This window comes from Vibrio sp. ArtGut-C1 (assembly GCF_002105475.1).
Taxonomy (GTDB): domain Bacteria; phylum Pseudomonadota; class Gammaproteobacteria; order Enterobacterales; family Vibrionaceae; genus Vibrio; species Vibrio diabolicus.
Genome location: NZ_NCTH01000026.1, coordinates 1 through 19,737, shown reverse-complemented (window position 1 = coordinate 19,737; position 19,737 = coordinate 1). Strand labels below are relative to the sequence as shown.

The 19,737-nt window shown below is 45.5% G+C and carries 16 protein-coding genes; 5 read left to right on the top strand and 11 right to left on the bottom strand.

Annotation, left to right across the window (positions count from 1 at the left end):
- Window positions 1-274 precede the first annotated feature (274 nt).
- Window positions 275-544 carry a DUF3624 domain-containing protein gene (locus B7360_RS18920; protein WP_085344353.1) on the top strand — a complete coding sequence of 90 codons (270 nt, stop codon included), beginning with the start codon at window positions 275-277 and terminating at the stop codon, window positions 542-544.
- A 206-nt stretch (window positions 545-750) separates the two neighbouring features.
- Here B7360_RS18920 and argH read toward each other — a convergent pair whose 3' ends face one another.
- The 4 genes from argH to argC form a co-directional block, all read right to left on the bottom strand.
- The gene (gene argH / locus B7360_RS18915) at window positions 751-2,625 is read right to left on the bottom strand and encodes an argininosuccinate lyase (protein ID WP_085344352.1); all 1,875 of its coding nucleotides are present in this window, start codon (window positions 2,623-2,625) and stop codon (window positions 751-753) included.
- A gap of 253 nt (window positions 2,626-2,878) precedes the next feature.
- Complete coding sequence (locus B7360_RS18910; protein WP_017821738.1) at window positions 2,879-4,093, bottom strand: argininosuccinate synthase; 1,215 nt, start codon at window positions 4,091-4,093, stop codon at window positions 2,879-2,881.
- A gap of 84 nt (window positions 4,094-4,177) precedes the next feature.
- Window positions 4,178-4,969: an acetylglutamate kinase gene (gene argB, locus B7360_RS18905; protein WP_046874627.1), complete on the bottom strand. Its 792-nt coding sequence runs from the start codon at window positions 4,967-4,969 to the stop codon at window positions 4,178-4,180.
- Between the two features lie 21 nt (window positions 4,970-4,990).
- Window positions 4,991-5,995 carry an N-acetyl-gamma-glutamyl-phosphate reductase gene (gene argC / locus B7360_RS18900; RefSeq protein ID WP_006742772.1) on the bottom strand — a complete coding sequence of 335 codons (1,005 nt, stop codon included), beginning with the start codon at window positions 5,993-5,995 and terminating at the stop codon, window positions 4,991-4,993.
- Between the two features lie 144 nt (window positions 5,996-6,139).
- On the opposite strand from argC, the gene argE reads away from it, so the two are divergent.
- The 3 genes from argE to B7360_RS18885 all read left to right on the top strand — a co-directional run bounded on the left by argE (window position 6,140) and on the right by B7360_RS18885 (window position 11,146).
- Complete coding sequence (gene argE, locus B7360_RS18895; RefSeq protein ID WP_012841347.1) at window positions 6,140-7,276, top strand: acetylornithine deacetylase; 1,137 nt, start codon at window positions 6,140-6,142, stop codon at window positions 7,274-7,276.
- 272 nt (window positions 7,277-7,548) lie between these two features.
- Window positions 7,549-10,182 carry a phosphoenolpyruvate carboxylase gene (ppc, locus tag B7360_RS18890; RefSeq protein ID WP_074191330.1) on the top strand — a complete coding sequence of 878 codons (2,634 nt, stop codon included), beginning with the start codon at window positions 7,549-7,551 and terminating at the stop codon, window positions 10,180-10,182.
- A 424-nt stretch (window positions 10,183-10,606) separates the two neighbouring features.
- Window positions 10,607-11,146, top strand: a complete 540-nt coding sequence (locus tag B7360_RS18885) for a PadR family transcriptional regulator (RefSeq protein ID WP_005395734.1) — start codon at window positions 10,607-10,609, stop codon at window positions 11,144-11,146.
- A 70-nt stretch (window positions 11,147-11,216) separates the two neighbouring features.
- On the opposite strand, the gene metF is transcribed toward B7360_RS18885, so the two are convergent.
- The 3 genes from metF to B7360_RS18870 form a co-directional block, all read right to left on the bottom strand.
- Window positions 11,217-12,119 carry a methylenetetrahydrofolate reductase gene (gene metF / locus B7360_RS18880; RefSeq protein WP_005395737.1) on the bottom strand — a complete coding sequence of 301 codons (903 nt, stop codon included), beginning with the start codon at window positions 12,117-12,119 and terminating at the stop codon, window positions 11,217-11,219.
- 261 nt (window positions 12,120-12,380) lie between these two features.
- Window positions 12,381-14,789, bottom strand: a complete 2,409-nt coding sequence (locus B7360_RS18875; protein WP_085344351.1) for a bifunctional aspartate kinase/homoserine dehydrogenase II — start codon at window positions 14,787-14,789, stop codon at window positions 12,381-12,383.
- A 12-nt stretch (window positions 14,790-14,801) separates the two neighbouring features.
- Window positions 14,802-15,965, bottom strand: a complete 1,164-nt coding sequence (locus B7360_RS18870; protein WP_005395740.1) for an O-succinylhomoserine (thiol)-lyase — start codon at window positions 15,963-15,965, stop codon at window positions 14,802-14,804.
- Between the two features lie 225 nt (window positions 15,966-16,190).
- On the opposite strand from B7360_RS18870, the gene metJ reads away from it, so the two are divergent.
- Entirely contained in the window at window positions 16,191-16,511 is a 321-nt protein-coding gene (metJ, locus tag B7360_RS18865; RefSeq protein ID WP_005381353.1) for a met regulon transcriptional regulator MetJ, read from the top strand.
- 113 nt (window positions 16,512-16,624) lie between these two features.
- Here metJ and B7360_RS18860 read toward each other — a convergent pair whose 3' ends face one another.
- The 4 genes from B7360_RS18860 to B7360_RS18845 all read right to left on the bottom strand — a co-directional run.
- Window positions 16,625-17,902 carry a malic enzyme-like NAD(P)-binding protein gene (locus B7360_RS18860; RefSeq protein WP_006742766.1) on the bottom strand — a complete coding sequence of 426 codons (1,278 nt, stop codon included), beginning with the start codon at window positions 17,900-17,902 and terminating at the stop codon, window positions 16,625-16,627.
- 203 nt (window positions 17,903-18,105) lie between these two features.
- A complete protein-coding gene (bfr, locus tag B7360_RS18855) occupies window positions 18,106-18,582 on the bottom strand; it encodes a bacterioferritin (RefSeq protein WP_005395745.1) in 477 nt (158 codons plus the stop codon).
- A gap of 101 nt (window positions 18,583-18,683) precedes the next feature.
- A complete protein-coding gene (locus tag B7360_RS18850) occupies window positions 18,684-18,872 on the bottom strand; it encodes a (2Fe-2S)-binding protein (RefSeq protein ID WP_031780493.1) in 189 nt (62 codons plus the stop codon).
- 331 nt (window positions 18,873-19,203) lie between these two features.
- Window positions 19,204-19,737: EF-Tu/IF-2/RF-3 family GTPase (locus tag B7360_RS18845; protein ID WP_254048137.1), on the bottom strand; the 534-nt coding region annotated here is incomplete at its 5' end.

Below are 19,737 nucleotides of genomic sequence, written 5' to 3'. Positions count from 1 at the left end.
CATTGCGTAACGACTTACCATGATGATCGCGACTACACCGATCGTAAAAAAACCACCAGCGATACTCAGTGCAAATTTCAATTCTGTCGACATGATTATTTTTCCTATTAAAGACTGACAGCGAACCATACATCAATCACGTGCCACATAAGCTCTACAAAGCTAACTTTCCATTTTTGGTTGTGTTCCTGCGCTCTAAGCTGCGACAAAAAACGCTTTCTCTCTTTGTGTTGGGTATATAATCTGAAGCAACACTGATGCCTTGGAAAACACTATGACTTGTCGCCGCTGCGAGGAACATTGGTTTTGGAAAAAGCTTGGGCGTTGCCAACGATGCTTGGATCAGTTAACGGTGCTTTCGGTACTGTGCTGGATTGTGTGGTGGTTTGCGTTCAAAGATGATCCACAAAGCATCGAGTCGATCGCTTTGATCTTTGCTGGTTTCGCTTTCAATATTTTATTGTTTTTGCACTTATGGATGCGTTTTGTCATCTTGCCGTGGCAACGTCGGCGAGGACCAAAAGAGACGGATAAAAAAGAGTAAAGTGGCAGATAGAAAAAAGCCCCAAAACCAATATCAGTTCTGGGGCTCTCTTAGATTCTTCTAAGAAAAAGCAGTGGTACTTTAATAGACCGAGCTTCCTCTCAAAGGTTCCAAATTTTTTCGATTTTTTTAGCAAATACTGATGTAAGTGAATCAGAAAATAACTATGTCATTGAATGCTAATAAAATCACTCCGAAATTTCAGCTCATGCCACATGCGATTTTTGGAGCACTTGCTCCATTAAATTGATCTCTAGCGCCACTTCATCACACGCGTGCTGACGTGGACACTGATCGCAATCTTTCAAGACTTTTTCTGGCAACAGCGACTTCGATGTTGGTAAGAAGCTCTGCTTCATAAAGAACTCTGGCGTTCGAGTGAGGACAAAGACCTTCTTTATCGCCATTTGACGTGCTTTCTCAACCAAGTGATTTACGATTGCACTGCCCTGTCCTTGACCTTGCCAGCCCGCTTCGATACCAAGAGAGCGTATTTCAGCCAACCCAGAGTCATACACATATAGAGAAGCGCAACCTGTCACTTCACCATGATGCTCAGCCACCGCGAAGGAGCCAATATCTCTCACGAGCTCATTACGAGAGCGGGGTAGATTCTCACCGAGGTTCGCCCAATAAGCCACCATGCCCTCTAGTGTTTCAATGTCCGTCAAACGTGCAGGACGCACTTTCACTGCCGAGCTGTCACGCTGGCTCAGACGTTTATCCGCTTGCTCTACCGCATAAGCGACTTGGTGAGGCGAAACGCCACCCAGCGCACAACGTTTTTCCAAACAAGACTCTATTGTCAGAATGTCATACACATCATCTTCAATCACCTCAGAGAAGGCTTTTAGCTCTTGCAGAGACAATTCTTCCAGCGCACAACCTTTGTCAATTGCCCCTACCACCGCTACGCCCACAATATGGTGCGCCTCACGGAATGGGATGCCTTTCGCCACTAAGTAATCAGCTAACTCAGTCGCGTTCGCATACCCTTGCTTCGCAGCTTCAAGCGTACGCTCACCATTTACTTTAATGCCATCAAAACACAGCGCTGCCATTTCCATGCAATCATTCCATGTATCTAACGCATCAAACAACCCTTCTTTATCTTCTTGCATGTCTTTGTTGTACGCCAATGGTAGGGCTTTCACTGTCATCATCATGCTCGATAATGCGCCATAGACACGCCCTGTCTTACCACGGATCAACTCAAGTGCATCCGGATTTTTCTTCTGTGGCATCAATGACGAACCAGACGTCACCGTATCCGCTAACTCAATAAAGTTAGACTCCCCTGAGTTGTAGAAGATCATATCTTCTGCAAGACGAGAAAGGTGCAACATAGAAATCGAGGCCACCGACATCAGTTCCATCACATGATCACGATCCGAAACCGAATCGAGTGAATTACGCGTAGCGCGGTGGAAACCAAGGTTATGAGCTAATTGTTCACGATCAATCGGATAAGCCGTGCCAGCTAAAGCACCCGAGCCAAGTGGACAAGTGTCGAGGCGCTGTAAGGCATCATTCAGACGAGAGTAGTCACGCTCGAACATTTCAACATAAGCCAAACACCAGTGAGCAAAGGTGACAGGTTGAGCGCGCTGAAGATGAGTATAGCCAGGCAATACAGTGCCTTGGTGCTGCTTAGCAACATGAACCATTTGTGCTTGCAGACGATCTAAAGCAATCAACAGTTGCTGGCCTTGCTGACGACACCAAAGTTTTAGGTCTGTCGCTACTTGGTCATTACGAGAACGCCCAGTGTGGAGTTTTTTACCTAAATCTCCCACTTTACTAATCAGCTGCTGTTCAACCCACGAGTGGATATCTTCTGCATCTGAGCGAAGAATTTGATGAGGATCTTCCATCACTTCTAACTTCAGCTCGTTTAAAGCAAGTTCCAGCTTTTGCTGTTCTTCTGCCGATAGAACATCTACAGAAAGCAGAGCTTTAGACCATGCGATTGAACCTACGATGTCTTGCTCTGCCAATCGGTAGTCAAAACGCAACGAATCGTTAAACTCTTTAAATCTAGTGTCTGCCGCTTGGGTAAATCTTCCGCCCCATAATGCCATTGCGTTTCTCCTGATGACTATTGCTTACTCTAACGTTCTCGAATGAGTAGTAACCAATTTGATGGTCATTTGCTCACTTTTTCTTATGGGTCAACGTTACGGCAATTTCGACAAAAAATAAAGTATAAATTCAATATTTTTACATATATATTCAAATGAAGTGCATTTGCATCTTTGTGCTCATAGACATAAGCCAACAAAAAAGACCTGCTATCCAATAGCAGGTCTTTACTCAATCCGAGATGTGGAGAGATTATTTCTTCTGGCTGTTCAACGCACGGATACGGCTTGATAGCGAGTAAAGACGGATGAAACCACCCGCATGGCTTTGGTCGTAAACCTCATCTTCACCAAAAGTCGCGAACTCTTCTGAGTACAAGCTGTTGTCAGAACGTTTTTGCGTTACCGTGGCTTGGCCTTTGTAGAGCTTAACAACCACTTCGCCATTCACGTCTTGCGCTAGCTCTTCTGAAGCGGCAAGGATCGACTTACATAGTGGCGTAAACCAACGGCCATCGTACACAAGGTGAGACGCTTTTAGACCCAGCTCTTCACGGAATTCGAATGATGATTTGTCTAACACTAGCTGTTCAACGGCACGCAGCGCTTCCATCATGATGGTACCTCCCGGTGTTTCGTAGCAGCCACGAGATTTCATTCCTACTAGACGGTTTTCCACGATATCGATACGACCAACACCGTGCTTCGCACCTTTTTCGTTTAGATAAACCAACGCGTTGTATGGTGTCATCGCTTCGCCATCAACTTCGACCACCTCACCTTTTTCTACTTTCAGCGTGACGTATTCCGCTTCGTTTGGTGCTTGCTCTGGGTCTACAGTCCATACCCAGCAATCTTCGTTTGGTGCGTTCCACGTATCTTCTAGGACGCCACCTTCAGTAGAAATGTGCCATGCGTTTGCATCACGTGAGTAGATCTTAGTAAGAGACGCTGAACAAGGAATGTTACGCTCAGCTAGGTAATCCAAACATTCTTCACGGCTCACTAGGTCCCATTCACGCCAAGGGGCAATCACTTGTAGATCTGGTGCTAGTGCTGCGAATGCGCCTTCGAAACGAACTTGGTCATTACCTTTACCTGTACAGCCGTGACACAATGCGTCCGCGCCCACTTTACGTGCGACTTCAACCTGTGCTTTAGCAATAATTGGACGCGCCATTGATGTACCCAGCAGGTACTTACCTTCATAGTACGCGCCGGTTTTTAGCGTTGGGTAAATGTAGTCTGCGACCATTTCTTCTTTCAAGTCAGCGATGTAACACTCAGAAGCACCTGAAGCTTTTGCTTTCGCTTCAATACCTTCTAGCTCTTCTGCGCCTTGACCAACATCGGCAACGAAAGCAACGACTTCACAATCGTAGTTCTCTTTTAGCCACGGGATAATTACTGAGGTATCTAGACCGCCTGAGTATGCGACTACCACTTTATTTACGTTCACTTTGCTCATCTTTCTTCTCCAAACTTAACTGGCGCTGCGCTCGGCGGTCAGTGCCAACTACTACTTCCTAATATTGAATTCTTTTGCTGATGCTTATTGAGGCAAAAATTGCGTTCCAATACTTTCACCAGCGAATAGCTGTACTAATTTTTCTGGGTAACGCCAGGTCGCGACTTCGATAGGGCGACCAAGATCATTGGCCGCCTCCAAAGCAGCTTTAACTTTGACGATCATGCCGTCTGTGATCACTTGCCCTTTGATCAATGCATCGGCTTCTTGCTCAGATAGCGTTTTGATCAAATGCCCTTTGCCATCGAGTACGCCACTCACATCTGACAACAGGACTAATTCAGCATCGAGAGCACCTGCCACCGCGACTGCGGCTTGGTCAGCATTCACATTCATCATCTGGCCATCTGTGGTTAAGCCAATTGAACTGATGATCGGCAGTGCGCCTGTGTTTAGTACCGCTTGTAATAGCGTTGAATCACCCGGTGATGCTTTACCTACCGCGCCGAGTTCTGGGTCAAGTTCTTCAACAAGACACAAACCACCATCCGCAAGGCTAAGACCCACAGCGTTAAGACCGTCCGCAATCGCTTGACCTTGAAGCAGCTTGTTTGCGGTACCTGCAAGCGCGCCTGCAATCACCGGAATTTGATCGTAAGGCGTTACGCGTAAACCGTTTTTCTTTACGGTTTCAAGCTGAAGCTTTGCCATCAACTCATCAACTAGGTAGCCACCGCCATGAACGATGGCGATTTGTCGCTGTGCCGATTTTTGGTAAGCCGCAATGGCACCAAAAAGTTGGCTTAAGGTTTGAGTGCAAGATAGAGCTGCACCGCCTAGCTTAATGACTAAAGGAGCTTGATTGGTTTGCGTCATCGCATTTCCCTCTTTCAACGACTACAGCAACGCTGTCAGTTCTGGGTAACCATAATGAATATTGAGACATTGCATCGCTTGACTTGATGCACCTTTGAGTAGATTGTCGATGGCTGAAATCACAATGATGTGTTCGCCTTGTACCTTCCAGCCGATATCGCAGAAAGGGGTATTTTCGACATCCTGAATACGTGGAATGCCATCGCCTTTTAAACGCACGGCTGGCTTTCCTAGATAAGCTTGTTCAAATGCTTGAGCGACTTGTTGCTCTGTAACGCCTGATGCTAGCTTCATGGTGATCGTGGCAAGAATGCCGCGTTTAAAGTTGCCTAGGTGCGGAGTAAAAATCACATCGCAACCTAAGTGCTGAGCAATTTCTGGTTGGTGACGATGAGTAAATACACCATAAGGTTGCAAGCTCACTTCACAGAAACTGTTCACCATAGAAGCTTTACGCCCAGCTCCGGACACACCGCTGGTCGCGTTAATGACAGGCCATTGATTGGTATCCACTAATGCATTTTCGAGTAGAGGTTTGATGGCTAACTGCGAAGCAGTCGGGTAGCAACCTGCTACAGCAACTAAGGGAGCAGTTTTAATTGATTCCTGGTTCCACTCTGCTAAGCCGTATGCAGCTTTATCTAGCCAGTTATTATGTTGATGCTCGAAGCCATAAAAAGTGTTGTAAAAACCTTCACTTTGGACGCGGAATGCCCCCGATAAATCGAATACCTGACAGCCTGCCTCCAAGAAAGTTGGGGCTAGATCGTGGCTCACCTCATGAGCCGTTGCTAAAAACACCACATCCGATTCTTGAGCGATTTGCAGTGGATCCGTTAGTGGCGAGACCGGCATATCAATGATGCCTGCTAACTTACCGTGCAGCTGCGCAATATTCTTTCCTGCATCAACACTGTTGGCGGAAACATATAAACCTGATAGCGTGAGTTGTGGGTGTTTATTAACCATTAACGCTAACTCTGCGCCGGTGTAACCGCTGGCTCCAATAATCGTGGTTTTTAGCATTGTGTGACATCCATATACTTAAAGGCTCAAATGACTATTCATATTTAATTTTTGCTTTATTTTGATTTTTTATTCATTAAATATGATTTAATATGTGTTTTACATTTTTGTGGTCTGTCTGTCAACAGGAGATTTGAAGAATCCATGCAATTACCAACTTTTCTAGAGGTCTATGAAGGACTCATCAGCACCTCTTCTATCAGCTCCACGGATCCGAGCTGGGATCAGGGCAATGCAAAAGTCATCGAAAAACTCGCATCTTGGTTTAAAGATCTGGGTTTTAGCGTTGAAGTGATCGAAGTCGAGCCAGGCAAGCACAATATGATCGCACGTATGGGAGAGGGTGAAGGCGGCCTTTTACTTGCGGGCCATAGTGATACCGTGCCATTCGATCAAGGACGATGGAATTTTGATCCACATAAACTGACTGAAAAAGACAACCGCTTTTACGGTTTAGGCACGGCAGACATGAAAGGCTTTTTTGCCTTTATTTACGAAGCCGTCAAAAAAGTCGACTGGAGCAAGCAGACCAAGCCGCTATACGTATTAGCCACTTGTGACGAAGAAACCACCATGTTGGGTGCACGACATTTCACCGTAAACGCCCCTTTTAAGCCGGATTACTGCATTATTGGTGAGCCTACCAGCCTCGTTCCTATTCGCGGCCACAAAGGTCATGTGGCGAATGCAATTCGGGTCACGGGTAAGTCAGGCCATTCATCCGATCCTGCCTTAGGCGTTAACGCGATTGAGATCATGCATGAAGTGATGTTTGCCATGATGCAACTGCGCGATAAATTGGTGAAAGAATACCACCATCCGGGGTTTGCCATTCCAAGCCCTACCCTAAACCTTGGACACATTCACGGCGGTGACAGCGCTAACCGTATTTGTGGTTGCTGTGAGCTGCACTATGATGTTCGCCCACTACCAGGGATCAGCCTGGATGGCCTAGAAAATATGCTGCGCGGAGCATTAAAAGAAGTCGAAGCAAAGTGGCCCGGACGCTTGGAGATAATTCCGTTACATGAACCAATTCCGGGTTACGAATGCCAACATGACCACCCATTTATCGGTGGTGTTGAAGAGATCTGCCAAACCAGTTCAGAAACCGTGAACTACTGTACTGAGGCGCCCTTCTTACAACAGCTCTGTCCAACCTTAGTTCTTGGCCCGGGTTCAATTGACCAAGCGCACCAACCGGATGAGTTTCTCTCATTTGATTTTATCGATCCCACAATTGATGTGCTTTCAAAGGCAATGGTCAAGTATTGCTGTTAATACGCGAATAAACTCAAAAGTCAGTGCAGCTCGATTGAGCTGCATCTTTTTATCTTCACAATTTAGCGCTAGCCTTAACACTTCTTTAACTTGTTATTTTGTAATTAATTTTCACTTCTTATTCTACAGCTGCCGTAAATTTGCTCTAAATCAGGAGACAGCGGAATAATTGCAAACTTAGTCTGCTTTATTTGACTATAACTGGTGCTTTTCGCTAGATTGGAGTCTTAACAAGGACAATGGATGTAGTTTTTTTACGAGGCAGGACGACAATGAACGAGAAATACGCCGCACTCAAAAGTAATGTGCGCATGTTAGGCCACTTATTGGGTAACACCATTCGCGATGCCCATGGCGAAGAAATCTTCGAGAAAGTGGAAACCATTCGTAAATTATCCAAATCGGCTCAAGCAGGTAATCAAGCAGACAGGGAAAGCTTGATAGAAGAAATCAAACACCTACCCGATGAGCAGCTAACGCCCGTTACCCGTGCGTTTAACCAATTTCTAAATCTCACCAATATTGCTGAGCAATACCACACGATTTCACGCCATTGTGAAGAGCACATTTGTGAACCAGACGCGATTAACTCGCTGTTTTCTAAACTGGTACAAAACGATGTGAGCAAACTGGACACTGCGCAAGCGGTTCGTGATCTGAATATTGAATTGGTATTGACGGCTCACCCAACGGAAATCACGCGTCGCACGATGATCAACAAATTGGTCAAGATCAACGAGTGCTTATCAAAGTTGGAACTGAGTGATCTTTCTTCTAAAGAGCGCAAGAAAACCGAGCGTCGCTTAGAGCAACTTATCGCACAAAGCTGGCATTCTGACGTAATTCGTCAACAACGCCCTACTCCATTGGATGAAGCGAAATGGGGTTTTGCCGTAGTAGAAAACTCACTGTGGGAAGCAGTGCCAGACTTCTTACGTGAAATGCACGATCGCTTGAAATCTTACTTGGGTGAAGGTTTACCAATTGATGCTCGCCCTGTGCACTTCTCTTCTTGGATGGGGGGTGACCGCGACGGTAACCCGTTTGTCACTCATAGCGTGACACGTGAAGTATTGCTTCTGTCTCGTTGGAAAGCCGCAGATCTTTATCTCAATGACATCAACGAGTTGATCAGTGAACTGTCTATGACGGTTTCAAACGATCAAGTTCGTGAACTTGCTGGCGAAGATCAGCACGAACCATATCGTGCGATCCTGAAACAACTTCGCTCACTATTGAACGAAACCAAAGATATTCTCGATGCTAAAATCCATGGTCAAAAACTGGCCGTTAAAGCTCCGTTGCAAAAAGTCGAGCAACTTTGGGAACCTCTGTATGCCTGTTACCAGTCGCTAAATGAATGTGGCATGGGTGTGATCGCAAATGGCTCTCTACTAGATACATTGCGCCGCGTAAAAGCATTTGGTATTCATCTTGTTCGCCTTGATATCCGCCAAGAGAGCACGCGTCATTCAGACGTATTGTCTGAATTAACCCGCTACTTAGGCATTGGTGATTACGAACAATGGAGCGAGCAAGATAAGATTGCTTTCCTAACCAACGAACTCGCATCTAAGCGTCCTCTTCTGCCTCGTGATTGGGAACCATCAGAACCTGTCAAAGAGGTTTTGGACACCTGTAAGATTATTGCAGCACAACCGCGTGAAGCATTCGGTGCCTACGTTATTTCTATGGCACGCACTGCATCGGATGTGTTAGCAGTCCACCTACTTCTGCAAGAAGCAGGCTGCCCATATCGTATGGATGTTTGCCCATTATTCGAGACGCTAGACGACTTGAACAATGCAGAATCGGTCATCAAACAGCTGATGGGTATCGACCTATACCGTGGCTTTATCCAAAACCACCAAATGGTCATGATTGGTTACTCTGACTCAGCGAAAGATGCGGGTGTCATGTCTGCAGGCTGGGCTCAGTACCATGCAATGGAGTCGTTAGTAAAAGTGGCGGAAGAAGAAGGTGTTGAACTGACTCTATTCCACGGTCGTGGCGGTACAGTAGGCCGCGGCGGCGCGCCAGCACACGCAGCACTTCTGTCTCAACCACCAAAAAGCTTGAAAGGTGGTTTGCGCGTAACAGAACAAGGCGAGATGATCCGCTTTAAACTGGGCCTTCCAGATGTCGCTGTAAACAGTTTTAACCTTTACGCGAGCGCGATTCTAGAAGCCAACCTATTGCCACCACCAGAGCCAAAACAAGAATGGCGCGACTTAATGGAAGTGCTATCAGAAGTTAGCTGCGAGTCTTATCGCAACGTAGTTCGCGGCGAGCCTGACTTTGTGCCTTACTTCCGTCAAGCGACACCAGAGCTCGAGCTCGGTAAGTTGCCACTTGGCTCTCGTCCTGCAAAACGTAATCCGAAGGGCGGAGTGGAAAGCTTACGTGCAATCCCGTGGATCTTCTCATGGAGCCAAAATCGTTTGGTACTTCCAGCATGGTTAGGTGCGGGTGAAGCAATTCAATACTCGATCGATAAAGGTCACCAAGCGCTGCTCGAAGAGATGTGTCGTGAATGGCCGTTCTTCTCGACTCGCCTTGGCATGTTAGAAATGGTGTACTCGAAGTGTAATATCGATATTTCTCGCTATTACGATGAGCGATTGGTGGATGAATCACTCCGTCCACTCGGTGAAAAGCTTCGCGCTCAGCTTCAAGAAGATATCAAAGCAGTACTGAATGTAGAGAACAACGAAAACTTGATGCAGCATGACCCTTGGGGACTCGAATCAATTCGCTTGCGCAACATCTACGTTGAGCCATTGAACATGCTACAAGCCGAGTTGCTATACCGTACACGCCAAACCGAAGAAGCATCTGCAAACCTAGAAGAAGCACTAATGGTGACAATTGCTGGTATTGCAGCTGGCATGCGCAACACAGGCTAATCGCTTCATTTGTAATAAAAAAGCTGAGCAAGTGCTCAGCTTTTTTTGGCGCTGGATAATTGCGCAACCAAAAGGCAGTTTAATAAACTATAAATAACCCAAAAACTACCACACAAAAAGAATAAAAAACCACAAGTTAACACTATTGATTATTATGTTAGTTTTTTAGGGTAATTTTGTCCTACTATTCCACTTCATGCTTATTATTTATATACTACTTGCCTGCTGAGAGCTCATAAATCCAATCATACCTGCTCCAGCCATGATGGGACTCCCCATCTCTCTAGGTGATAAACGGCTTTAAGGTGACAGGACCAACATTGTTGGTGCTACTTATACATTAAAAAACTCAAGTGCCAGAAAGAGCACAGCTGAAAGTATAAGTAGCTTGTTTACAAGTTTATTGACCATTTGGATTGAAGACATGTCATTACCACACGTAATCTTAACTGTTCTTAGCACTCGCGACGCAACCGGTTACGATATCACTAAAGAATTCTCTGCTAGCATCGGTTACTTCTGGAAAGCAAGCCACCAACAAGTGTACCGTGAACTCAATAAAATGGCCGAGAAAGAGCTGGTTACTTGCGTATTAGAACCCCAAGAAGGCAAACCAGACCGTAAGGTTTACTCCATCACAGATGCTGGTCGCAGCGCTTTAGGAGAATGGTTTGATCAACCAACTGCACACCCGACTGTTCGTGATGAATTTTCAGCGAAATTGATGGCATGTGCCGTTCAACCATCAACACCTTTCCGTGATCAACTCGCCGAACTGGTTGAAGAGTCTCGCAAACTGGTTTCTCACTACAAAGAAATTGAAGCGGCTTACTACGCAACGCCGTCAACTTTAGACAAACAAGCTCGCCTAGAGCGTTTAACGCTTCGTCGTAACCTACTGTTACGTGAAACGTGGATCACGTGGGCTGAAGAAGTCCTAACAGAACTTGAAGTGATTGGTTAATTTCCTTTTACTTTGATACAACGAAAAAGGCTTGCCACTCGGCAAGCCTTTTGTCTTTTTGAAACCCGATTTATGCACCTACTACAGCGCGAGGACGAACGCCTAGCGTATGACATAAAGCGTAAGTCATCTCTGCACGGTTTAGGGTGTAGAAGTGGAAATCCTTAACGCCTTCACGACTCAGTACGCGCACCATATCAATAGCTTGGCTTGCTCCCACAAGCTGACGAGTCACCGGATCATCATCCAAGCCTTCGAACTGTTTACTCATCCAGCCTGGTACTTTCACATTGTTCTGCGCAGCAAAGCGAGAGGCTTGCTTAAAGTTCGATACAGGCAAAATTCCTGGCACAATTTCCACGTCAATTCCTGCCGCTACACAACGGTCACGGAATCGAAGATAAGACTCAACATCAAAAAAGAACTGAGTAATTGCACGGTTTGCGCCAGCATCAACCTTACGTTTTAGGTTCAATAAGTCAGACTGCGCACTTTTAGCTTCAGGGTGAACCTCAGGAAACGCGGCTACTGAGATATCAAAATCGTGACGTGATTTCAGCAGCTCAACCAGATCCGAGGCATACATGTCAGGCGCACCGCCACCAGGAGGAATATCACCACGCAGAGCAACGATATTTTCAATGCCATTATTCCAATAATCATCGGCAATATTAATTAACTCTTCGCGAGTAGCATCAATACAAGTGAGGTGAGGAGCAGCAACCAATCCGGTTGTTGCTTTGATTTCTTTAATGATGGAGTGCGTTCTGTCACGCTCGCCAGAGTTAGCGCCGTAAGTCACAGAAACAAATTTAGGTTGGAGCGTTTTAAGACGGTGCACTGAATTCCAGAGTGTCTCTTCCATCTTCGCGCTGCTTGGTGGAAAAAACTCAAATGATACATTGATGTTGTCTGACAACTCAGCAATATTCTGGTTCAAGGCGTCAATATGGCCTGCGTGCGTGTATCCCATCTTACTCTCCCTGTGGCACTCCGCCACGAAAACAAATTCCTTAAATCGACGTTTAGACGTCTATATGTCTACAGAATGTATTGAATACGATTTAATGTCAACCTTGTAATTATGAATTTTTCTCAAGTTAATAATGAGGATAGTTCAAGTTATTACTTGAACGTTATTTCACCACTTATCACAAGCCGATACTTCAGTATGGCACTGAAGGCAAAATAAAAAACCCTGGTCGGGTTCCAGGGTTTTAGGTATCTCGCAACTTTAGAATAAACCGGCTAATCGGTTGAGGTCGGATTGAATCGCGCCGGCTGTCACTTCTCTTCCTGCGCCAGGCCCTCGAATAACGAGTGGGTTATCTTTGTACCACTTACTTTCAATGGCAAAAATGTTGTCGCACGGCAGTAGGTTGGCGAGTGCATGTTCACGAGATAACGCTTCTACTCCCACCGTCGCTTTACCATTTTTTTCTAAACGAGCAACGTAGCGAAGCACTTGGTCGTTTCTCTGTGCTTTTGTCAGGCGCTCTTGCAGTATTTCACTCAACAGCCCTCCGTTATCGAAGAAGTCATCGATGCTAAGTTCTCTTAATTCTTCTGGTACCAGAGATTCAACCTTAACGCTGCCCGGCTCAATATCGAGACCAGACTCTCGAGCCAAGATAACCAGCTTACGCATCACATCTGAACCATCTAAATCAGAACGAGGATCAGGCTCTGTTAAACCTTGCTGCCAAGCGAGGTCGACTAAATCATTAAATGGTACTGAGCCGTCAAATTGTTGGAATAACCATGATAACGTCCCTGAGAAAATACCCGATAGAGCAACGATCTCATCCCCACTTTCACGTAGATCTCGCACGGTATGGTTTATTGGTAACCCCGCACCAACCGTCGCGTTGTACAGCCAATAACGACCAATTTTAGCGAATGCATCTTGAACCTGATGGTAGTACTGGCTATCTGCCGAACCCGCCACTTTGTTAGCAGAAATCAAATGAATGCCCTGCTGCGCAATTTCTACATAGCGCTGAGCTAAGTCTTTACTCGCTGTCACATCAAGCACTACGGCTTCATCGTAATTTTTTAGCGCTCCTAATTGAGTCAACCAAGACCCATCGTTTGCTAGGCTTTCATCATCAAATCGTTCAGCAACACTTGCTGCATCAATACCTTGCTCATCGAACCAGTAGGTTTGACTATCCACGACCGCGACAAGGTCGAAGCTCATGCCATGACGTTTTTCGAGCTCACCTTTTTGAGTTGCAAATAAATTTAACCAACTAGAGCCAATGTTGCCCTTGCCACATAAAGCCACCGCCACGCGCTTTTGCGCTTGGAACAACTGGCTATGAATCGTTTGAACCAACACTTCGGTATCAGTACGACGCAAAACGGCGACTAAACTCAGCCCCGACTCAGTTTCAGAAATAAATTCAACCGGAGAGTGTTTTAACTTCTGATAAAAACCAAAACAATGGTTGGCGTTTTTCGTAACGCCAGCGCCTACCGCCGCTAAGAGAGAGTAGCCTTCTTTGAGCTTAATCTCCGCTTCAACCGCAAGATCTTGTAAGTGTTTCAGTGCGCCACCGGCAATTTCTGCGGTATACGCCAAGCGCAACGTGTGTTGATCGGGCTGTGCCTCAAATGCCAATGGCTCCAATTGCGCTCGCTGCAACGCTTGTAATACATCATTCTGTGTTTTTTCGAAGTCGTGCCCATGCATGAAAGACAGCTGCACCAATAAAACATCATCCAGCGAGGTAATAATTTTAGCGCCACGGCCAGACGCTAAGACACGCTCAATACGAGTAGAGCCCGATTCCGGCAGATAGCTACACTTGAGGTTGAGATCCATAGTACTTTGCGCCACAGGCTGAAGTGTACGACTGTGTAGGACTGGGGCGGCTAAACGGGCGAGTTCGCTGGCTTCATCCAATCGAAGTAACGGTAACAGACACGCGTCTGCCACCAAACGCGGATCGGCACTATAGACACCGGCAACGTCACTCCAAATGGTGACTGTGCTCACTTCAGCCAGAGCACCAATGACAGTTGCAGAATAGTCAGAGCCATTACGACCAAGTAAAATGGTTTCGCCCGCCTCGTTCTGAGCCATAAAGCCAGTAATTACCACACGTTTATGATTGTGTTGCGCGAGAACTTCTTTTATCAAAGGATATGAACGAGCGCGATCAACTTCAGGTTGAGTCCCAGCTTCCGCACGTAAAAACGCTCGTGCATCTTGTGCAACAGCGGGGATAGAACGTTGAGATAATAACGCGGCCAATAGGCGAGCAGACCAAACTTCTCCGTGTCCTAGTACCGCGGCTTTTTGCGCGCCAGTGAGTGGTGCTGTCAGCTCAGATAAGGTACTGAACTCATCATGCAGTAACGCTAATAGCTCTTCTTGTACTTCATTTTCCAACAAATTTTCTATTAGCTCCGTTTGGAACTGCCTTAGGCTTTGAAGTGCTTCATGCGCGATTCGGCCATCTTTGTCTAACCCTTCCAGGAACTCAATCAAGCGGTTAGTGGTTTTTCCTGCCGCCGAGACGACCACAAGATCATTTTCCGTCGAATACTCCTTAAGAATATCCACAACGCGTAAATAGCATTCTGGGTTTGCTAAGCTACTGCCACCAAACTTATGCAGCTGACGTTGTAAAGTCATTATTATCGTCTCCTATTGTTGGGCAGCTTTAGCGAATGCTTGCTCTAAATCTGTGATGAGATCTTGTGCATCTTCCAAGCCGACAGACAAACGCAATAGTTGATGCGACACCCCCGCATCTGCCAGTGCTTCCTCTCCCATAGCGCGATGCGTCATGGATGCCGGATGACAAATCAAGCTTTCTACTCCACCTAATGACTCAGCCAATGAAAACAGTTGGAGCTCTTTAACGAACACTTTTAACTGCTCAAACGAACCGGCAAACTCAAAGCTCAGCATAGAGCCAAAGCCCGTTTGCTGCTTTTTAGCAATGTCATGACCCGGGTGCTCCGGCAGGCTTGGATGATAAATGGTTTTAACTAACGCTTGCTTCTGGAGATAAGCCAGTACCTGCTGTGAACTCTCTTCATGCACTCGCATGCGAGCACCAAGTGTACGAATGCCTCGCAACGTCATATAACTATCGAAAGGTGTGCCAGTCGCACCAATGCAATTGCCCCACCATGCAAGCTCTTCTGCATGCGCTTCTGTTTTGGTGATGATCACGCCACCAATCACGTCTGAATGACCGTTGATGTACTTCGTTGTGGAGTGGATAACAAAATCCGCACCTAGCTCTAAAGGTTTTTGGTACACGGGTGTCAAAAAGGTATTGTCCACCGCAACTAACGCGCCGACTTGTTTCGCTTTTTCACAGGTAGCTGCAATATCCACTACGCGAACCAGAGGGTTTGACGGAGTTTCTAGCAAAATGAGTTTTGGTTTTTGTGCTAATGCTGCATCCAAAGCTTGCTCGTCTGATTGATCGACAAACTGAACCTTAAAATCGCCTTTGTTGGCTCGGGTATTAAAAAGACGATAGGTGCCGCCATAACAATCGTGAGGAGCAATAATGAGATCATCAGGGCCAAGAAAAGCGGACACCCATAAATTTAATGCCGACGTACCGCAGTTCGTGACAACCGCTCCTTTTCCAGACTCGAGTTCAGATAACGCACTTTCCAACAGTCCGCGGTTTGGATTTCCAGATCGCGTGTAATCATACTTAGGTACTTCACCAAAAGCAGGAAAACCATAGTTAGTGGAAAGATAAATAGGTGGAACGACAGCGTGATATTGGCTGTCTGATTCAATACCAGTGCGTACTGCAATGGTCGCAGGTTTGCGAGAGCTCATGGGTGTATCCTTTCACGGGTAATGACTTCTAAATAGGAATGCGCTATATCTAATGAGTAAAATAAAGTGATCAACACGCTTCCTTTGCTGTTCTGTTCACTTTACTCGTCAAAAAATAAGACGTCAACACTTCTAGACGTCTATATGTCTTTGCTTATGGCGGTAAATGCAGCTAAAATCAGCACCTAAATTATTTTTAACCGATTACATAAATGAAGGTGTGCAATGGCTGACTGGAATGGCGAATACATTAGCCCATATGCAGAGCACGGCAAAAAAAGCGAACAAGTAAAAAAAATTACCGTCTCTATCCCGCTAAAAGTTTTAAAAGTGCTAACTGATGAGCGTACTCGCCGTCAGATCAATAACTTACGCCATGCAACCAATAGTGAATTACTATGCGAAGCATTTTTGCACGCGTACACAGGTCAGCCACTTCCAACAGATGAAGACCTTCGTAAAGACCGTCCAGATGATATTCCAACAGAAGTAAAAGCACTGATGACGGAAATGGGCATCGAATTTGAGTCGTTTGACGAAGAGTAAAAAAGCGAGGCTTGAGGCTTCAGATAGCAATTCTTATCTCGAGCCAAAAGAATGACATAAAAAATGGGACGCGATTGCGTCCCATTTTTTGTACATCACATCTAATAGATATATTACTCTGCCATGTAGTTTTCAGGCATCTCGATACGAGCAACACCTGAATCAACTGCCGCCTGAGCCACAGCTTTTGCAACACGTGGTAGTAAACGTGAGTCCATTGGTTTTGGAATGATGTAGTCTGCACCAAACTCAAGCTTATCGACGCCTGCGGCCTTCAATACAGTTTCAGGTACAGGCTCTTTTGCTAGCTCACGAATCGCCTCAACGGCTGCAAGTTTCATTTCATCATTGATTTCACTTGCGCGCACATCAAGAGCACCACGGAAGATGAATGGGAAACACAATACGTTATTTACTTGGTTCGGGTAATCACTACGGCCAGTACCCATGATCAAATCATCACGAACAGCGTGGGCAAGTTCAGGCTTAATTTCAGGATCTGGATTCGAACATGCAAATACGATTGGCTTATCTGCCATCAGCTTCAACGCTTCCGCTGGCAATAGGTTTGGACCAGATACACCTAGGAACAGATCCGCGCCTTCAATCACGTCTTCTAATGTGCGTTTGTCCGTGTTGTTTGCGAATAGCTGCTTGTATTCATTAAGATCATCACGACGAGTGTGGATTACACCTTTACGATCCAGCATGTAAATTTTTTCGCGCATTGCACCACATTTAATCAGCAGCTCCATACACGCAACGGCTGCAGCGCCAGCGCCAAGACAAACGATCGTTGAGTCTTCAAGCTTCTTACCTTGAAGTTCGATCGCGTTCAGCATGCCTGCCGCTGTTACAATCGCAGTACCGTGCTGATCATCGTGGAATACTGGTACATCACAACGCTCAATTAAACGCTTTTCAATCTCAAAGCAATCTGGTGCTTTAATATCTTCAAGGTTGATACCACCAAAAGTGTCTGCAATGCTTGCAACAGTATCAACAAATTCATCGATCGTGCGGTGCTTAACTTCAATATCAATCGAGTCAAGGCCAGCAAAACGTTTAAACAGTAACGCTTTACCTTCCATCACTGGCTTAGATGCAAGTGGACCTAGGTTACCTAGACCCAGGATAGCGGTACCGTTAGAAATAACAGCAACCATGTTGCCTTTCGCTGTGTACTTGTACACGTTATCAGGGTTTTGTGCGATTTCACGCACTGGTTCTGCAACACCTGGGCTGTAAGCAAGGGCAAGATCACCCGCCGTTTCCGCAGGCTTTGTCAATTCGACAGCAATCTTCCCTGGAGTTGGATAAGCATGGTAATCCAATGCTTTTTGGCGATGTTCTTCTTCTGGAGTGGCTGCTTGGCGATTGTCTTCAGACATGGACGTTTCTCTTTTTTATTTTTAGGTAAGGGGGCATAAATTCTATCGGATAGAAATCAAACTTCATAGGCAAGATTGCGAGCAATATCCTTAAAAAGCCGATAATAAAAGAGATTAGACCAGATAGCGGGGATAAGCACCTGATTTTCGAGTCAGGTGCTCTTTTCTTCTTACAATTGAAGTGCGCAAAATCCTGGACGCTATTACTCTTCGTCTACGTATTGCGCTTGGAGGTAGTTCTCAATGCCAGACATTTCAATCAAGCCAAGTTGCGTCTCTAGCCAGTCAACATGCTCTTCTTCATCTTCAAGAATATCTTGAAACAGATCGCGAGACACATAGTCTCGAATGTCTTCAGCATAGGCAATCGCATCTTTTAAATCTGGAATGGCGGCCATTTCAAGCTTTAAGTCACACTCGAGCATTTCTTTGGTGTCTTCACCTATCATCAACTTGCCTAAATCTTGTAGATTCGGTAAGCCCTCAAGAAACAAAATACGCTCAATCAGATGATCGGCATGTTTCATCTCATCGATAGATTCGTGATATTCCTTATCTGCTAGGTGCTTTAACCCCCAGTCCTTATACATTCGAGCATGAAGAAAATACTGATTAATAGCGATGAGCTCATTTCCGAGCACTTTATTGAGATGTTGGATGATGATTGGATCGCCTTTCATGACAAAAACCTCCTCTTTAGCTTCATTTAAATGTAGAAGCAAATGAGAAGGTGTCAAAACGCTAGGCAAATAATTACTTGATTACTGCATGCTCACAGTAATTAGCTAGCTTGTTTGAATACCGTGTAACTGGTTTCCGCTAAAATATCCTTGGCCTGTCTGATGCACTTACCACATTGGCTACCCAATGCTGTGCATTTTTTGATTCCTTTAATATCCGTTACGCCTTCATCTATCGCCAACTTCCTAATTTTCTTGTCGGAGACCCCATGGCAAAGACAAACGTACATACTCAAAAACCTATTAAATTAACCTGTGGCAACCAATGTAAACAAGAATAGTTCTTGTTACCAGTCGTATTGATGGGCCTGTTCAGAATATTTTGTTATATAGATTTGGTGACAATAGGCCAAGATCAGAGAGTTAGGTGTTACGACCAAAAGTGTTGAAAAATAGAGCCGGTAATATTCTGTTTTTAAATTAAAAAATTAACGTATTTCCTACGAACACTTATAACCAAATATAATTTAGATATAAAAAAGGGAAGCCTAAGCTTCCCTTTCTCGATGCGCTTTCTTCATAAAGAAGAAGAGTGCAAGATTTCGTTTAATTCGTTATGAATTAGTCGAAGATCTTAGCAACAACACCAGCACCTACTGTACGGCCACCTTCACGGATCGCGAAACGTAGACCTTCGTCCATTGCGATTGGTGCGATTAGCTCAACAGTCATCTGTACGTTGTCACCTGGCATTACCATTTCTACGCCTTCTGGTAGCTGGATGTCACCAGTTACGTCAGTTGTACGGAAGTAGAACTGTGGACGGTAGCCTTTGAAGAATGGAGTGTGACGACCACCTTCATCTTTAGACAGTACGTATACTTCTGATTCGAACTTAGTGTGTGGAGTGATTGAACCAGGCTTCGCTAGTACTTGACCACGTTCAACTTCGTCACGCTTAGTACCACGTAGAAGTGCACCAACGTTCTCACCTGCACGGCCTTCGTCTAGAAGCTTACGGAACATCTCAACACCAGTACATGTAGTAGTAGTAGTGTCTTTGATACCTACGATAGCAACTTCGTCACCTACAGTTAGGATACCACGCTCGATACGACCAGTTACTACTGTACCACGACCTTGGATTGAGAATAC

What these genes read in the sequence shown, in the direction of transcription:
- B7360_RS18920 (WP_085344353.1), top strand. Translation starts at nt 275, where the DNA reads ATGACTTGTCGCCGCTGCGAGGAACATTGGTTTTGGAAAAAGCTTGGG.
- argH (WP_085344352.1), bottom strand. Translation starts at nt 2,625, where the DNA reads ATGGCATTATGGGGCGGAAGATTTACCCAAGCGGCAGACACTAGATTT.
- B7360_RS18910 (WP_017821738.1), bottom strand. Translation starts at nt 4,093, where the DNA reads ATGAGCAAAGTGAACGTAAATAAAGTGGTAGTCGCATACTCAGGCGGT.
- argB (WP_046874627.1), bottom strand. Translation starts at nt 4,969, where the DNA reads ATGACGCAAACCAATCAAGCTCCTTTAGTCATTAAGCTAGGCGGTGCA.
- argC (WP_006742772.1), bottom strand. Translation starts at nt 5,995, where the DNA reads ATGCTAAAAACCACGATTATTGGAGCCAGCGGTTACACCGGCGCAGAG.
- argE (WP_012841347.1), top strand. Translation starts at nt 6,140, where the DNA reads ATGCAATTACCAACTTTTCTAGAGGTCTATGAAGGACTCATCAGCACC.
- ppc (WP_074191330.1), top strand. Translation starts at nt 7,549, where the DNA reads ATGAACGAGAAATACGCCGCACTCAAAAGTAATGTGCGCATGTTAGGC.
- B7360_RS18885 (WP_005395734.1), top strand. Translation starts at nt 10,607, where the DNA reads ATGTCATTACCACACGTAATCTTAACTGTTCTTAGCACTCGCGACGCA.
- metF (WP_005395737.1), bottom strand. Translation starts at nt 12,119, where the DNA reads ATGGGATACACGCACGCAGGCCATATTGACGCCTTGAACCAGAATATT.
- B7360_RS18875 (WP_085344351.1), bottom strand. Translation starts at nt 14,789, where the DNA reads ATGACTTTACAACGTCAGCTGCATAAGTTTGGTGGCAGTAGCTTAGCA.
- B7360_RS18870 (WP_005395740.1), bottom strand. Translation starts at nt 15,965, where the DNA reads ATGAGCTCTCGCAAACCTGCGACCATTGCAGTACGCACTGGTATTGAA.
- metJ (WP_005381353.1), top strand. Translation starts at nt 16,191, where the DNA reads ATGGCTGACTGGAATGGCGAATACATTAGCCCATATGCAGAGCACGGC.
- B7360_RS18860 (WP_006742766.1), bottom strand. Translation starts at nt 17,902, where the DNA reads ATGTCTGAAGACAATCGCCAAGCAGCCACTCCAGAAGAAGAACATCGC.
- bfr (WP_005395745.1), bottom strand. Translation starts at nt 18,582, where the DNA reads ATGAAAGGCGATCCAATCATCATCCAACATCTCAATAAAGTGCTCGGA.
- B7360_RS18850 (WP_031780493.1), bottom strand. Translation starts at nt 18,872, where the DNA reads ATGTACGTTTGTCTTTGCCATGGGGTCTCCGACAAGAAAATTAGGAAG.